This is a genomic window from Anaerostipes faecalis (assembly GCF_018982945.1).
Classification (GTDB): Bacteria; Bacillota; Clostridia; order Lachnospirales; family Lachnospiraceae; genus Anaerostipes; species Anaerostipes faecalis.
The window spans coordinates 80,586-96,560 of record NZ_JABRXE010000006.1; the positions used below are offsets into that span (position 1 = coordinate 80,586).

Here is a 15,975-nt window from a genome sequence, read left to right on the forward strand (position 1 = left end):
CTACAATTTTTTACCGCTCCTCGCCACAGCATTCGCCTCATTCCGTCCAAGTTTTTATTGTCCGGCATGACAACAGAGAAACAATCATAGCATCCAAACACCGTCCACTAATTGCCATGTAGTATTCCTCATAGGATTTTCAATATCGTTACCAACCATTCTGATATTTAATAACTTTGAAATCTTCTTTAATTTAACCTATACTTCATCTTATATGCAAAAAACGCAGTAGATGCCAGTCCACATCTCTGCGTTTTTAAGAAATCGGCTTTTTATCTTTTATAAATTGACACATTTTCATCTACTTCATAGTGTCGTTTTGCCACCTTTTGTTGCGAAATCGTCCATCTTTGAACAGTTTCTCATAACTCTTTTTACTTTTTCATTTCATTAATCCAATCCTTTAATTTTAGTTTTACTTGGATATCACCTAAGTCTCCATCAATATATGTAATCCCTTTCAAATCAGAGGCCAATTTCGGTTTTCCTTTACAAACAAAACACACATTCTCTTTACTCAATGCTCCCATAAACAACCCATATTCAAACAATACATTATCTCTTACCGTATCTGAAGATTCCAGTGCAGATTTATCATTCCATATTTTATCATCCGCATTAAAAATAAACACAGCAGCCTGTACTCTCTTTGATATTGCTATCAAGGAATCTATTGTATTAGTTCCGGGAATAAATATTCCTTTCCCTGTTGCATTCCATAATAGCGGCTTTGCCTCAAGTTCTTCTATCTTTGCTCCAATTTCCTCCATATAATCCTTTGCCTCTGACGAGCTCCCCATAAAGATTTCCATAACTTTTTGCTCCTGCCTTTCTTCCTGTTTTTTTGTGATTGAAACAACTTTTCCTTTAATATCCGGTAATATCTTAAAATCAACATTTCCATTTTCTAACTCTAGCAATTCTTCTTTGTCTATCTCATAAATAATATCCGATTTTTCCTCTATATCACTTATAGTAAACTCCTTACCGCATATCTCACAATTAATTTGCTTGTCGTGAATTAATTTGTTTTCATACACTGTACATATTTCTCCACAACTACATTTTAATCTATACTTAAACACAATGACTCTTTGATCATGCAAATACTTTATCAAGTCATAGACTTCTCTCTCAGGTATTTCCAACCACTCAACAATCTTATCTGGATATATATTTTTAAGACTATTGACCGATTGCGATTTTACTTTGTTCTGCAATCTTTTGATTAAGTTTTGTCTCATACTTTTCATATATTTCTAAAGCTGAATTCATATCTGTCTCGTTAAACCGAATACCATATTTTATTAATATTTCCAAGTATTCCATATTTGAGGCATCGAATTTCAGATTTAAATTTCCTTTCTTTCGATCCATTGTAATCCACAAAGTCTCTATTCTCTCAGCTTCTTCCATTCTATTCTTCAGTGACATAAATGTCTTAGTGCAAAAAATAGGTGCTGAAGTATTCTCTCCACTTAATGAAGTAAGCACTCTTTCTTCATCATTAAACTTTACCCTTGCTACAACTGCTTCTAATCCCATTTTCCAAATTTCGTCAAAATCTCTATCAAAGAAATAATCGCTAATTGCCAAACCCTCAAGTACATTTCTTACCTCAGCCTCAAAGTCCATTACACCCTCTGCTAAGACAAGTTTTCCTTGTTCATTAACCTCTACATTTCTTAGAGATAATCCACTCAAAGTTTCCTCAATAAAATTTTTTATTACTCCATCTATGCTCTCAATTTCATTATAAGTCGGGACATGAGAATATGCTTCATATATAAGGCTTTTACTCATAAGAAAGAGAATTTTTTTATGTTCTGACATATAATTTCTTGTCGCAACCTTAAACTCAATTCCCATCAATCTCTTTATATGATCCATAAGACTGTACGCTTTATGTTCCTCATGTGCAATTTGCTGCCTTGTCCATGCTTTAATCAGCATAATTTTTCTGCTAAAGTCAACCTCAACCGGTATATAAGCTACTGAATCTTTATATCCCCTATCCCCGTTTACCTGTATATAACATGCAAACAATAATCGTATTTTTACCAATTCGCCTTTCAGATTTTCTTCTGAACATACAGATGCAATTTTTCTTGGTTCTTCACCATTGGGAATTGACCCTAAAATATTAAAAAAATTTAAAGAGTCAATATTGTACTTCTCCTCTAGTGGGAGTTCCCAATCACGAGGATATTTATAATCTTTTGTCTTATCAAGCTTAAATATTTGAATTGTTTTTCTCTTGCCCCAAAATAATTCACTAAATAGAAATTCTTCAAATTCTTCAATATCTATTTTTTTCTCTTTTAATAAATTATCTACCCAATATTTTAATTCCTGTCCCTTTTCTTCATCTGTCCGGGAAAATCCTTTCTTTTTCAGATATGTTTCTATATAGTCTGCTCCAATATTCATAATAATTGACTGACTTAATGACGGCATTCTTTCGCCTCCCAACATCGACAAAATATGATATTATATTTTACCATATATTTACAAATACCGCCACAAGCAATACTACTAGAAACTATTTCTTATCTCGCCATCTCCCATTTAAATCTACAATACGAATATAAATTCCATATATTAGCTTTGACCGAAAAGTCTCTGCGATAAATAAACTTTGTCCAAAATGGCACTTGATGACTTTTACACCATCCATAAATATCTTTCATCATCATTTTTTCTCCACTATTTATCCGCTCAATAAGAATATTTTTCTTGTATTCGTCTAATCCAACTCTAAACATTAAGTAGAATAAGACGTTATAGTACCCGACTAGGAGAACCTCTCTACTACACCCTTTTTCCATATACGCCATGCACACTTTCCACCTTTCCCTGTATTTATCGTACTATTTATCCACATATTCTTACGCCATACACCTTATACCCACTCCATAATAGGGGGTGAATATTCCCACAATAATTAAGATTACTTCTACAACACCCATCCCTGATTCATCTTTTACAAATTCTTTTATCATAGATTTTCCTCCTTACGAAAATGATGCCAGTGCGGGAAACATTAGTAAAACCAGAATAATTATCAGCATAATCATCATAGGTGCCAGCAATCTGGTACTTGCTTCCTCTCCTGATCTTTTTGCCTGTTCTTTTCTTTCTTTAAATGCCGCTTCTTCCTCCTCTCTTAAACGATAAAACAAATCACTGGAGCCTTTGGTGATACTCTGCGTCAAAAGCAAAGAAAATTTCCGGTAAACAGATATATTTATACTTTTTCCCAGATTTTTAAAAACCTCTGTCTGTGACAGACCAAATTCCATCTGCCTTAAGGCTTTTCCAATTTGTTCATACACAAATATTTCTTTCCCTGTCTTCATTTTTTTCATCTCATACTCTCGAAAAATGTGTTCCATAACAGCCGGTACACTAAGCCCCGTTTCTAAATACAAAACAAATCTGCTGATAATTTCCGGATATTCTCTTCGTGACTCATCTTCTGCCTGCCGGTATTTCTGCTTATATTTCTGATCTTCCCGATACCACAAAAAAGCGATTCCCATAACCCCAAAAACTACTGCCAGCGGAAACTGATTTTCTTTTTCCCCTTTTGAAATGGTTGCTCCCAGCACTGTTTCAGGAATAGTAAAAGTACGACGGGACGGATCACTGGCTTCTTCTTTTTTTAACTGTTCTTTTACCATCTGGATTTTTGACTTCTTTTTCCCTTCATTTCCCGGCAGCACACAAACCGGAAATCCAACAACTTTCTTTTCTCCCTGACATATAAGGTGTGCATGCAGCCATACAATAACCGGCTTTTTTACATTTTTAGAAAATACATTTCCATCCTGATCAATCACTGTCAGATCACTGCTCTCCCATAAAATTTCAATATTTTCTCCCGGTATTTTTTCCGGCATATATAATTCCCCTGTTACCTGATTCAAAGATATATTTTTCTTTTTTAAATTCTTCTGTAAATATTTTTCTCCGTTCTCCAATACCTGAGAAATATCCTGTTTTTTATACCCTTCGGGCTGCACAGACAAATGATAAGTCTCTGTTTTTGAACCTGTTTTAATTTTTAAAATTTCTTCTTTAGTCTGTCCCCCTTTTTCATTTCGCGTTATGACAATCTGCCGATTCTGTCCAAACCAGTAAATGGCCATTGCTATCAATATGACTAAAAATAAAATAGTTGCTGTCATCAGAATTTTTAACTGCCTGCACAAAGACTCTTCTACCTTCTGCTCCAGTTCCTCTTTACTGCATGAACAATAGCCTTTTATTGTATCTCGCCGGTCTTTCCATACCTGCTGCGGCAATTTTTTTACAATTTTTCTCATCTGTTTATATTTCAATCGTAACCACCCTCTCCGCCCAGATACTGGCTCCCATCAGAAACAATACAGCCGCCATGGAAATCCCTTTTCCCAAAACCGTTTCATATAACACCGAAAAATATCCCGGATTCGTCATTCTCACATAAAACAGCACAAAAAATGGCATTACCGTCATAATGTTTTTTTCCATTTGTTTTGCCGCTGTCATAGTTCTGATTTCTTCTTTCAGCTGCATAGACTCATTTAGATGATTTACTGTTTTACCAATAATCTCCATTAAATTTCCACCATTTTTCCTGACAATCACTACAATCTGTGCAAATTGTGTTAATTCTTCCAAATTTATATTTTCTGCCATTTTTATCAGAAGTTTTTCCACAGGTTCATTGACTTTCATAGAAATTATCAACAATTCCAGTTCTTTTTCCAACACACCTCCTTTCCCCTCATCCAGGATTTTTAAATCTTCCAAAGCTATTTCCAATGCATGTTCTAAAGAATATCCTACTGAAAGACTGTTGCTCACAGACAGCATCATCTCTTTTAATTGTCTCTGGAGAACTTCTTTCTGCTTTTTTCTCTCCTTTCCTCTCTGATATTTCATCCATGGAAATGCCAGTGGAATCATAAAAATCAGCATCTTTGCTGAATTGAAAAAGAGCCAGCATATAAAAACACTTATGCATATTCCTTTTAGAAAATTTCTTTTTTCACTCTTCCAGCAGGTCAGTTCTTTTTTGCAGCTGTTCCATAAGCTTCTGATATTCTTCATAATGACCGTACTCCTTTAATTTCTTTTGATGATGCAGTACTCCTGTCATTTCCAATTGTCCGTTTTCTCTAATCTGAAACAATGAATGAACTTTAACTTCACCTTGTTCCATTCCTTGTATTTCTACAATTTCCATCAGACGTCTGCTTCCATCCGGTAACCTTCCCAAATGAATAATTATATCTATAGCAGATGCCATCTGACCCCGGATTGCATTTACCGGCATATCCACACCCATAAGAACCATAGTTTCAATTCTTTTCAGCATATCTTCTGAGCTATTTGCATGACCTGTGGAAATACTTCCATCATGACCTGTGTTCATGGCATTCAGCATAGATAATGCTTCTTCTCCTCTTACTTCCCCCACAATAATCCGGTCTGGTCTTGATCTAAGCGCTGCCCGAATCAGTTCCTTCATATCGATTTTATGTTCTCCTGCCGCATTGGCATTACGCATCTCCAGACGTACCAGATTGTCTACTCCGTTTAACTTCAATTCTGCAGAATCCTCAATGGTAATAATTCGTTCATCTTTTGGAATACAATTGGACAAACCATTTAAAAGGGTTGTTTTCCCGCTTCCGGTTCCTCCTGAAATGAAAATGTTATATCTGGCCTGAACAAGAATCTTAAGAAATATCTCTACCTCTTTTGAAAAAGCATTTCTTTCATACAGCCACTCCATGGTCATCGGTTCTCTGGCAAACTTTCGAATAGTCATAATAGCACCATCAAGAGATATAGGCGGTAAGATAACATTTACCCTGGAACCATCCTCAAGACGGGCATCCAGAATCGGATGCATCTCATTTACCATACGATTGGCTCCTGCTGCCACCTGCTGAATAACCTGATACAGCTTTTCTTCTCCGGAGAACTTTCCTGGATATTTATAAAGCTTTCCATTCTGCTCAATGAAAATATGGCTGCATCCGTTAATCATAATCTCTGTAATAGAATCGTCATCCAGAAGATCCTGTAAAACATCCAGTTTCCTAAGAGAATAAAATACTTCTTTTTTCAGTTTTACCTTATCTGAAAGCAACATAGGGTTTTCCTTGGAAACCTTCATTATTTCTTCATGGATGATTTCCTTAAGATGCGAATCTGTAATTTCTTTAGAAAAATCCAGACGTTCCATAACTCTCTGTTTCATATATTCTTTCATAACCGTCTCACCACTTCCATTGAGGATTCCCCTTTCATCAAGATGATTTCTTCAAAAATACTGCTGTTCCAGGTTCCATATCTTCCCAGCTGTTCTTTAAAATTTCTATATCTGTCTGATAAAGATTCCTCCTTTTTCAGAGGAATATAAATTTTGTCAAACAGCTGAAAAAATGAAAGATCGGGAATACAGGCCGTTTCCATGTCCGCAATGATAGAAATGCCACTCCTTTTGATCTGATTAAAAAAAACATGATAATCTTCTATCGATGGTTCATGATAATCTAGATAACAGCTGGCTCCGGCATAACCATGAATACCGTTGATATTCTGATATTTTGTCAGGAAAAAATCCAGCGCCTCCTCTTTTCGTTCTCTGATACAGAATAATAATTCATCCATAGGTTCTTCTCCTGCAGAAAAACTATGATATGCCTGCATTCCAAAATAAAATAATTTCCACTGTCTTGCTATTTCCATAGAAATCTCTGTGGTAAATGCCTGTCCAAAAGGAGAAAAAATTCCAATTATCCTGCATTCTTCAGCAGTACCAATGTGAAGACACCCATAAATATTTCTGGCAATTTCCATACCGCTTTGACACCCTCCTGATTCCAGACGGAAAACAGGTAGATCCCCTCCATAACTGGTTTCCTCTTCCAATACCAGGCACTGAAAGCAGCCTTCTTTTTCCTTTTCAAAAAATTTCTTTTCATCGGATGTATACCATACTGTCATGGGATATTTCTTCTGATGATTCAGATACTCCATCAGCCGCTTCCCATACTTTCGATCCCTATGATAAATCCCTGTATGAATTTCTCTCATATAACACCTTCTTTTGTATTTTCAGAAGTCGTTTATACCATATTCATTTTTCTCTGGTATCTTTTTCTAAAAAACAAATAAAGTAAGATACGCTAACAAAACACCTGTAGAAAAATGAATCTGATCTTCTTCAGACTTCTGTAATCTGTTCTGATAAGGAATCAATCGTCTGGACTCCAGACACTCTGAAATGTAATGAATAAAATAAGATAGTCTTAGACGGAAGCTTCCATGCCTCCAAAGAAATATAATGGCATAAACACCATTCCATAAAAATGATACAACTAAAAACCGGAAAACATAGGTCCCAAGAGGAATACCACACACCATCAGCAGTTTAATATCTCCACCTCCAAGGCATCCCAGATAAAATAAACCGATGCATATGAAAAAGGGCAACAGCACACCTGCTGCAATATCTGCTATCTCCACTCCTTTCCACAGGCATATACCTGTTGTAATCACGGCACCTATGCCGGTCAGCCAGTTGGGAATCCGAAATTCCTTCCAGTCATAAAAGACCGCTGCTGACAAAAATACTAACATCCATATTACCATATATGGTTACATCCCTCCTTTCTTTGTTCCATTATTTTACAATATTTCCATTTATTTGTCTATACTATTTTGTATATTTTCTAAAATAATATAGTATACACAAGTTAAATCTTACAGAATCATTACTCCCGTAATGTACAACACCATAATACCCGGCAACCCAAGAAGAGCCCCTGTTCCTATGGATAGAAAATTCAGATCTACAGGTGAGCATATTCCATTTCGTGCACAAAGTACATGTATTCCATAAACAACAGCCGCACAGAATGCTCCTCTTGCCGCCAGTAATATAAGATATGACGGCTTTTTATAAATTCCAAACATGATACAGATTACACATCCAATAGCCGTAACATAGAATAACATTTGATTTTGTTCCATAAAAAAATCCCTCCTTATGTAATCATATGTTACATAAAGAGGGATATGCTTCTTTACACTGTTTACTTAAAAAGATTAGAAAACCAGTCAGCTACACTTTGTAACCAGTTTAAAATCTTATCTAAAATACCATCAGCCCCGCCAAGCTTATCATATATTGCTTTTGCCTGTTCTTTCAGCTGATCTACATTTAAATTTAAATCAGAAATCTTATCCATAAGATCTTGTATTTTCTGACGATCTTCATCTGATAAGCTAATATTAAGATCTTTAGCAGATTCTTCAATAGCCTGCTTAATCTCTGATGGTGAGCTGAGATTTTCTTCTGCTACCTTCTGTTTTACATCTGCAATAAGTTTTTCCGCATCTTCGGATCCAATATTTTCTGCAACTTCTCCTGTAGTTATCAATTCATCTGTAGCTGCATCCTTGCTTTTCTCAGGAATCTCTTTTCCTGTCATTTCTTCATATGCCTTCATAACTCCCACAAGAGCTGCTGTTCCTGAAATATTAAATGGTCCTGCAACTTTTACATCTGCATTTTTAATTCCTGCTGTTACCAGTGCATTTCGATACATCCCGGATGTACAGTATGTAATATTCTTTGTAGATACATCAACCCCACTGCCATCTTCTGTCTGCTCCACAGTAACAGACGATAGTGCTCTTGTTCCAATCACACTGCTTGATAAGTATCCATCCAGATATTCATGCTCCTCTTTATTGGTTACTTTAATCACCTGATAATCATTGAGATCATCTACACCCAGTAAATCCAGCACCTTCTTCTGTTCAGAAGATGTAAGACTGTCTCCCAAAGCCAGATATTTCTGGGTACTGTCTGCTTTAATATTGATACATGGTACTGCCATCAGAAAGCACAAACCAAGTGCTATCGCTTTTGTTAAAAACTTCTTCATACCCTTTTTCCTCCTTTTCTGATACAGATATCATACATTCTTTGTGCCTATTATATCATTTTAAGAAATAAAAAGTTTCATGATTTACTTATTTTTTTCTTACGAAAATAGTAACATATTCCAAAGAAGATAAGAAATCCTCCAATACTAAGACCGATTCCCTGATAGAAACCTGATGGAATATAATTCATCTGTATTTTATGTTTTCCCGCAGGAACCTTCACTGTAAGAAAAGCCTCTCCCGCTGGTTCTGTTTTTACTTCCTTACCATCAACATATGCTGTCCAGCCTTTATCATAAGGAATGGAGAAAAACACAATTCCCTTTTTCTTCATGGAAATCGTTCCTTCCATGTAAGAACTTTCTCTCTTTGTCAGCTGAAACATCTGGCTTTCCATTATTCCCTGAATCTCAGCCTGCACATTTTCCTGTAAAGATGCCGCTGTCACCCTTACAACTCCTGACTTTTCTCCGTCCTGTTTCAACTGCATTTTTATGCGGATTTCATCCCCTTTCTTTAAACTTCCCAAATATAAAATCTGGGAATTTAAACGTCCTGTGAGAATCTGCTCCCCATTTTTTTCAATAATTGTATTTTCCACCTGACCTCCATCAAAATGAAAATAAAGTTCTTTGTCTTCTTTTACTTTTAAAGTGAAAATCATATTGTCGGGTCTGGAAAGAATATTATCAAATACATATTCTCCCTGTACATTCCCCTCTTTAATTGTGCAGCCATTGATTTCCGGCTTCGTGGTATCCTCCATCTGGAACAGTCCTGAAATACCATATGCTTTTTCGGCCAGATCATTTTGTACTTCAAAAGGATTCAGACTCTGATAATTCCATGTGGACAGATCACCCATTCCATATCCAACAGATGTCTGAAATAGATTTTTGTATACTGTTACATTTCCAACTGTATCTACAGAACAAAATGTAGTCTGTCTGGTATCCCGCGGCCGGTAAATCTGATATTTTACCCCTAACAGCTGATTCGTAAAAGGGGTTGCTCCTTCATACAGATATTCATTGACCCCCGTATAAAATCCAAGCTGATCCATAATATCCACAACTTTTCCCTGGGCAGTGGATCCAAACAGGGTAACACAGTTTAACGTGTGCCAGATACTTTCATCCAGCATTCTTCCGCTAACCAGATCCATCCTTTCACTAATACTTCCTTTATACTCCTCTTTTATCTTTGTAATAGATTTTGTATCCTGAAAATACTCATCCACATCTATGGTTCCATTTTCTGAAAAACCAAGAAAAGCCATAGATGCCATTTCGACCATAAGTGAAACACTCAGCAGTGTCAAAAATATTTTCCTGCTTATAATCTTTTTTTCATAAACAACAAAAAGTACCGTATAGGCTACCGCCACTGCCATGGTAAGATAAATCACATCCATCTTTGGTGTTTCTTTTACAGTATGTAATGTTGCTGCTGTCAAAAGACACATAACCCCAAGGGAAATAAATATTTTTCTTGCCTGTGTTCTTTCTTTTTTTGCCAGGATACAATATCCATCATAAGCCATAGATAACAGAAGAAATATATATAAATATGCAAATCTGTTAGGTATTCCATACTGATTATGAAATCCATGCCATATATATCCCAAAAACGGCATATTAAAGCTAAAAAACATAACTGCTGTTAAAAGCAGTCTGCGAATTCTTATGGATTTCCTGATTTCCCCGGAAATCAGATAAAAAATCACCATCATTAACGTTAGAATCCCACAAAACAGATTTATTTTACCATCATCTACAGACATAGTAAGAGGTTTGGTTCCGAGAAAATGCCTTATAAAAATATCGCCAAAAGTTCCATACCATAGTTCTTTGGGAAAATCCCACTTTGCAGAAGATGTCTGCATGATTCCCAGATATGCGGGAATCAGAACCACCGCTGCCATTGCTCCGGACAACAGAGAATAACCGGCAAATGCAAGTGCCTTTTTTAAAAATTCTTTTATGCTTTTATGCTCATACAGCATGTACCATAAAACAAGAAAAAGACACGTCATAAAGGACATGTAAAAATTGCACCATAAAGACAGAAACAGAGCAATACAATATACTCTTCCATCTCCAGTCTTAATCAGTTTTTCTAATCCATAAAGAATCAGCGGAAGCAGTATCATAACCTCCAGCCACATAATATTCCAGCTGTAGCCCACAATATAACTGCTGAATCCATATGCCATTCCAAAAGCTATGATAGATAATTCATCTTTTCCACGCTTTTTCCGAAAATAAAATGCTCCTGTAAAACAGCACAGAGCTATTTTTATCACAAGCAGGTGACTTAATACCATATTCAGCATAGTCTTGGGAAATAAAATAATAATCAGATTCATCGGACTTGAAAGGTAATATGCCCACAATCCTAAAAAATTATAGCCCAGGCCTCCATGGAATGAATAAAACAAAGAATCTGCTGTCTTAAGTTTCTCCTGATAATCTGCAAAAAACGGCAGATACTGATGAAGAGCATCCACAATAAGAAATGATTGGTTTCCAAAAGGTTCCACTTTCATCATAACTGCAATTATTTCCATTAGAAAAAACGGGATTAAAAATGCTCCCGTTAAATATCTATTCTTTTTTAATACCTTCCCTATTTTGTTTGTCATATTGCTTCCACTCCCCAACTCTGTGATTAATTTCCATAAGCATATGATAACGTTTTTTTACCATGGAAATCATCGAACCATGGGTCAATTCTGTAACATTTCCTCCATGTCTTCGATATAATAACAAAGGTTTCTCCAGGAAAACAACTTTTCCAAGCTGTTCTGACAAAAGTCCAATCCATTGATCATGAATCCATACATTTTCCGGAATAGGAAGAATCCTTGGAACAATCTTTCTTCGAAATGCCATACAGCATCCAATATAGGAATTCTTCTTCATATTCTTCCAGAAACCGGCTCCGCTGTTCCTCCACTGAAATGTTGTTTCCCCCAATGGTAACAATGACTCATCTACAATCTGTGCATTGTGTACCACCGCCACAACTTTTGGATCTTCAAATGCCATTAATACCTGCTGGGTTTTGTCCAGCTCCCACACATCATCCTGATCCGCAAGAAAGATAATATCTCCTCTACAGTGATTAATTGCATTCTGAAAATTACTTACAACCCCTTTTCCTGGTCCTTTTATGATATGAATTCTATCATCCTTTTGTGATAATTCTGTTAAAATTTCTCTTGAACCATCACTATCGTCATCCACAGATATTATTAATTCATCTTTTTTCTGCATATTCTCCAAAATAGAATATATCTGATCCTTTATATATTTTTTCCCATTGTAAAAAGCCATCGCTATTGATATCATTTTATACTTCCTTTCTTTATCGGATGCAAGCCATCACTTTAAAGTATTAAATTAAACTATTGTCATATTATAACATATCTTATATAATATTACTAAGACAAAGGCGTCGTAAGGGCGTGAATACGCCCTTTTTTCGTTTTTTCTTGCAGGGAAGTAATGTCCCCCTGCTATCAGACATATTTTATACTTTAAGGAGGAACCAAAATGTCATATGTAGATCAAGTAATCGAAGAAGTGATTGCTCAGAACCCTGCTGAACCTGAATTCCATCAGGCAGTAAAAGAAGTTCTGGAATCATTAAGAGTCGTTGTTGAAGCCAACGAAGAAAAGTTCAAGAAGGATGCACTCTTAGAACGTCTCGTAAACCCTGAACGTCAGTTCAAATTCCGTGTACCTTGGGTAGATGATAAAGGACAGGTACATGTTAATACAGGATATCGTGTACAGTTTAACAGCGCAATCGGACCATACAAAGGCGGTTTAAGACTTCACCCTTCTGTAAATCTTGGAATCATTAAATTCTTAGGATTTGAACAGATTTTCAAAAACTCTTTAACAGGTCTTCCAATTGGTGGTGGTAAAGGTGGATCTGACTTCGATCCTAAAGGAAAATCTGATCGTGAGATCATGGCTTTCTGCCAGAGTTTTATGACAGAACTTTGCAAATATATCGGAGCTGATACTGACGTACCTGCCGGTGACATCGGAACAGGTGCAAGAGAAATTGGTTATATGTTTGGACAGTATAAGAGAATCCGCGGACTTTACGAAGGTGTTTTAACCGGTAAAGGATTATCTTACGGTGGATCTCTTGCTCGTACAGAAGCTACCGGATATGGACTTCTTTATTTAACAGACGAAATGTTAAAATGCAACGGAAAGAGCTTAGAAGGTGCTACTGTTGCAGTATCCGGAGCTGGTAACGTAGCTATTTATGCTACACAGAAAGCTCAGCAGTTAGGTGCTAAAGTTGTAACATGTTCTGATTCCACAGGATGGATTTACGACAAAGACGGTATCGATGTTGAACTTCTGAAAGAAGTAAAAGAAGTAAAACGTGCTCGTTTAACAGAATATGCTGCTGCTCGTCCAAGTGCTGAATACCATGAAGGTAAAGGTGTATGGACAATTCCAGTTGACGTTGCTCTTCCATGTGCTACTCAGAATGAATTAGACTTAGAAGATGCTAAAACACTGGTAGCTAACGGATGCTATGCAGTAGCTGAAGGTGCTAACATGCCTACTACATTAGAAGCTACAGAATATTTACAGGAAAACGGAATCTTATTTGCTCCTGGTAAAGCTGCCAACGCCGGTGGTGTTGCAACATCTGCTCTTGAAATGTCTCAGAACAGCGAAAGATTAAGCTGGACATTCGAAGAAGTTGATGGAAGATTAAAAGATATCATGGTTAATATTTTCCACAATTTAGATGACGCTGCAAAACGTTACGGAATGGAAGGAAACTACGTAGCAGGTGCAAACATTGCAGGATTTGAAAAAGTTGTAGATGCAATGACAGCACAGGGTATCGTATAATCCGCATAAAACAAAGAAATTTTCTTAAAATAAACAACCGCCAGAAACGACTTCGGGCTTATGCCCTGCAGATTGTTTTCTGGCGGTTGTTTTATTTCATCATAAATCTAAGTTATACTAATTATTTTTCATTTTCTTGATAACTTTCAATCTGGTAAACTCTTCTCTTTCTTTTTCTTCCAGCGCATTGGAAATATTTTGTACCAGTGCTGTATAAGCAGGTATAGTGATATTTTTCAATGCATTGGCTCTCTTTTGTGTTTTTTTAATACTTGCTGCCAGCCGATAAGCAGAATTTTCAACCATAGACAGCTTAATCGTCAGATCTTTTACCTGGCGAAATGCTTCTCTGGCAATATCGATAGACTCATAAGTATTCCCCAACGCATATGTTAGATTATTTTCATGTGCATCATACTTTACATAAGGTATCTCTGTTCCCATGATGCTACGGGTCTGGATTCTAATGGAATCTTCAATGGGTACTGTATATGCAAGCTGCTCTACCATACTGATACCATGCTCAATGTTTGCATGCTGCAGACATGCATATGCTCTGGTAAAAGTTGTATCAATCTGCTCCTGAATATCCTTTGCCTCATCAATCAGATCCATCAGCTCACGAATGAGAATATTTCGCTTTTTATCCATCAGCTCATAGCCCTGTCTGGCAAGAGCCAGGGAATTTTTTGCAAGTATCAGATTTCCTTTTGTGGGAAACTCTCTTGGATCCATAAAATTCCCCCTTTACTCTTCTCGTGGAAGGAACCGGTCAATTAATCTGGTATCAATACGATCCAGTTCTTCCCTTGGAAGGATTTTTAACAATTCCCATCCAAGGTTCAATGTTTCTTCCATGGTTCGGTTTTCCTCCGGTCCCTGACCGATATATCTTTCTTCAAACTCTTTTCCAAATTCCAGGTATTTTTTATCTATTGGTGATAATTCATCCTCTCCAATGACAGATGCAAGATTTCGTGCCTCTCCCACCTTTGCATATGCCGAAAACAGCTGATTAGCCAGATCCTGATGATCAACTCTGGTATACCCTTCTCCAATGCCATCTTTCATGAGACGAGAAAGTGACGGCAGAACGCTGATTGGCGGATAAACAGACTGACCGTGAAGATTTCGATCCAAAACAATCTGTCCTTCTGTTATATATCCGGTCAGATCCGGAATCGGATGAGTAATATCATCATTAGGCATAGTCAAAATAGGAAGCTGGGTCACAGAACCTTCTACCCCATCTATAATCCCTGCCCGTTCATACAAAGTGGCCAGTTCGCTGTACAGATATCCTGGATATCCTTTTCTGGATGGAATTTCTCCTTTGGAAGAAGATACTTCTCGCATGGCCTCTGCAAAAGAAGTCATATCTGTTAAAATAACCAGAATGTGCATATTACATTCAAATGCCAGATATTCTGCTGCCGTTAAAGCAACTTTAGGCGTAATCAGTCGTTCCACAACCGGATCATTTGCCATATTCAGGAACATACATACATGATCAGCAACTCCACTTTCCTCAAATGTTTTTCGAAAAAAATCTGCCACGTCATGTTTTACTCCCATAGCCCCGAAAACAATGGCAAAAGGTTCATCAGAACCATCACCGAGAGATGCCTGTTTTACAATCTGTGCAGCAAGCTGATCATGAGGCAGACCATTTCCAGAAAAAATAGGCAGTTTCTGACCTCTAATCAATGTTGTCAGACCATCTATGGCTGAAATACCCGTACGAATATAATTTCTTGGATATTTTCGTTTCACCGGATTGAGAGGAAGGCCGTTTACGTCTCTTTTTATATCTGATACCAATGTTCCAAGACCATCCACCGGCTTTCCTATTCCATTAAATGTACGTCCCAGCATATCCGGCGCAAGGGTAATTTCCATTGGATGTCCTGTTAATCTGGTATGGGTATTGGTCAAAGACATATTCTCTGTACCTTCGAATACCTGAATTACCGCTTTATCTTCATATAATTCAATAATTCTTCCTAATTTTTTTGTATTTTTATCAACTTTAAACTCAACAATTTCATCAAAGAAAGCATCCTGCACGCCCTCTAATACAACCAGAGGGCCATTGATACTGCTTAGTCCAAGATATTCTATTGACATT

Annotated in this window: 14 protein-coding genes; 1 reads left to right on the top strand and 13 read right to left on the bottom strand. The window is 36.8% G+C overall.

The features are described from left to right. Nucleotides 1-374 precede the first annotated feature (374 nt). The 11 genes from KTB61_RS08130 to KTB61_RS08180 all read right to left on the bottom strand — a co-directional run bounded on the left by KTB61_RS08130 (nucleotide 375) and on the right by KTB61_RS08180 (nucleotide 12,308). Nucleotides 375-1,220, bottom strand: coding sequence for a TIR domain-containing protein (locus KTB61_RS08130; protein WP_216697245.1), 846 nt, complete (start codon nucleotides 1,218-1,220; stop codon nucleotides 375-377). Next, nucleotides 1,186-2,430: a hypothetical protein gene (locus KTB61_RS08135; protein WP_216697246.1), complete on the bottom strand. Its 1,245-nt coding sequence runs from the start codon at nucleotides 2,428-2,430 to the stop codon at nucleotides 1,186-1,188. The genes KTB61_RS08130 and KTB61_RS08135 overlap by 35 nt, the downstream gene beginning before the upstream one ends. 584 nt (nucleotides 2,431-3,014) lie before the next feature. Then, nucleotides 3,015-4,328 carry a secretion protein F gene (locus tag KTB61_RS08140; protein WP_216697247.1) on the bottom strand — a complete coding sequence of 438 codons (1,314 nt, stop codon included), beginning with the start codon at nucleotides 4,326-4,328 and terminating at the stop codon, nucleotides 3,015-3,017. A 4-nt stretch (nucleotides 4,329-4,332) separates the two neighbouring features. Continuing rightward, a complete protein-coding gene (locus tag KTB61_RS08145) occupies nucleotides 4,333-5,097 on the bottom strand; it encodes a type II secretion system F family protein (protein WP_216697248.1) in 765 nt (254 codons plus the stop codon). After that, a complete protein-coding gene (locus KTB61_RS08150; protein WP_216697249.1) occupies nucleotides 5,036-6,268 on the bottom strand; it encodes a CpaF family protein in 1,233 nt (410 codons plus the stop codon). The genes KTB61_RS08145 and KTB61_RS08150 overlap by 62 nt, the downstream gene beginning before the upstream one ends. Further along, nucleotides 6,265-7,095, bottom strand: coding sequence for a P-loop NTPase family protein (locus KTB61_RS08155; protein WP_075759657.1), 831 nt, complete (start codon nucleotides 7,093-7,095; stop codon nucleotides 6,265-6,267). The genes KTB61_RS08150 and KTB61_RS08155 overlap by 4 nt, the downstream gene beginning before the upstream one ends. A 66-nt stretch (nucleotides 7,096-7,161) precedes the next feature. Beyond that, nucleotides 7,162-7,653, bottom strand: coding sequence for an A24 family peptidase (locus KTB61_RS08160; RefSeq protein ID WP_216697250.1), 492 nt, complete (start codon nucleotides 7,651-7,653; stop codon nucleotides 7,162-7,164). 111 nt (nucleotides 7,654-7,764) lie between these two features. Then, nucleotides 7,765-8,034: a pro-sigmaK processing inhibitor BofA family protein gene (locus KTB61_RS08165; RefSeq protein WP_075759659.1), complete on the bottom strand. Its 270-nt coding sequence runs from the start codon at nucleotides 8,032-8,034 to the stop codon at nucleotides 7,765-7,767. Between the two features lie 62 nt (nucleotides 8,035-8,096). Then, the gene (locus KTB61_RS08170) at nucleotides 8,097-8,954 is read right to left on the bottom strand and encodes a DUF1002 domain-containing protein (protein WP_075759660.1); all 858 of its coding nucleotides are present in this window, start codon (nucleotides 8,952-8,954) and stop codon (nucleotides 8,097-8,099) included. A gap of 77 nt (nucleotides 8,955-9,031) precedes the next feature. Then, nucleotides 9,032-11,599 carry a YfhO family protein gene (locus KTB61_RS08175; protein WP_216697251.1) on the bottom strand — a complete coding sequence of 856 codons (2,568 nt, stop codon included), beginning with the start codon at nucleotides 11,597-11,599 and terminating at the stop codon, nucleotides 9,032-9,034. Continuing rightward, nucleotides 11,562-12,308, bottom strand: a complete 747-nt coding sequence (locus tag KTB61_RS08180; protein ID WP_230973676.1) for a glycosyltransferase family 2 protein — start codon at nucleotides 12,306-12,308, stop codon at nucleotides 11,562-11,564. The genes KTB61_RS08175 and KTB61_RS08180 overlap by 38 nt, the downstream gene beginning before the upstream one ends. Before the next feature lie 204 nt (nucleotides 12,309-12,512). Between KTB61_RS08180 and gdhA the strand changes: the two genes are divergently transcribed. Beyond that, nucleotides 12,513-13,847, top strand: coding sequence for an NADP-specific glutamate dehydrogenase (gene gdhA, locus KTB61_RS08185; protein WP_075759663.1), 1,335 nt, complete (start codon nucleotides 12,513-12,515; stop codon nucleotides 13,845-13,847). A gap of 117 nt (nucleotides 13,848-13,964) precedes the next feature. Here gdhA and KTB61_RS08190 read toward each other — a convergent pair whose 3' ends face one another. Next, entirely contained in the window at nucleotides 13,965-14,582 is a 618-nt protein-coding gene (locus tag KTB61_RS08190) for a V-type ATP synthase subunit D (RefSeq protein ID WP_075759664.1), read from the bottom strand. A 12-nt stretch (nucleotides 14,583-14,594) separates the two neighbouring features. After that, entirely contained in the window at nucleotides 14,595-15,974 is a 1,380-nt protein-coding gene (locus KTB61_RS08195) for a V-type ATP synthase subunit B (protein ID WP_075759665.1), read from the bottom strand. Between the last annotated feature and the right edge of the window lies 1 nt (nucleotide 15,975).

Bases quoted from the DNA above. Each gene is read 5' to 3' on its own strand.
- KTB61_RS08135 (WP_216697246.1), bottom strand. From the start codon at position 2,430: ATGAATATTGGAGCAGACTATATAGAAACATATCTGAAAAAGAAAGGA.
- KTB61_RS08140 (WP_216697247.1), bottom strand. From the start codon at position 4,328: ATGAGAAAAATTGTAAAAAAATTGCCGCAGCAGGTATGGAAAGACCGG.
- KTB61_RS08145 (WP_216697248.1), bottom strand. From the start codon at position 5,097: ATGAAGAATATCAGAAGCTTATGGAACAGCTGCAAAAAAGAACTGACC.
- KTB61_RS08150 (WP_216697249.1), bottom strand. From the start codon at position 6,268: ATGAAAGAATATATGAAACAGAGAGTTATGGAACGTCTGGATTTTTCT.
- KTB61_RS08155 (WP_075759657.1), bottom strand. From the start codon at position 7,095: ATGAGAGAAATTCATACAGGGATTTATCATAGGGATCGAAAGTATGGG.
- KTB61_RS08160 (WP_216697250.1), bottom strand. From the start codon at position 7,653: ATGGTAATATGGATGTTAGTATTTTTGTCAGCAGCGGTCTTTTATGAC.
- KTB61_RS08165 (WP_075759659.1), bottom strand. From the start codon at position 8,034: ATGGAACAAAATCAAATGTTATTCTATGTTACGGCTATTGGATGTGTA.
- KTB61_RS08170 (WP_075759660.1), bottom strand. From the start codon at position 8,954: ATGAAGAAGTTTTTAACAAAAGCGATAGCACTTGGTTTGTGCTTTCTG.
- KTB61_RS08175 (WP_216697251.1), bottom strand. From the start codon at position 11,599: ATGACAAACAAAATAGGGAAGGTATTAAAAAAGAATAGATATTTAACG.
- KTB61_RS08180 (WP_230973676.1), bottom strand. From the start codon at position 12,308: ATGATATCAATAGCGATGGCTTTTTACAATGGGAAAAAATATATAAAG.
- gdhA (WP_075759663.1), top strand. From the start codon at position 12,513: ATGTCATATGTAGATCAAGTAATCGAAGAAGTGATTGCTCAGAACCCT.
- KTB61_RS08190 (WP_075759664.1), bottom strand. From the start codon at position 14,582: ATGGATCCAAGAGAGTTTCCCACAAAAGGAAATCTGATACTTGCAAAA.
- KTB61_RS08195 (WP_075759665.1), bottom strand. From the start codon at position 15,974: ATGTCAATAGAATATCTTGGACTAAGCAGTATCAATGGCCCTCTGGTT.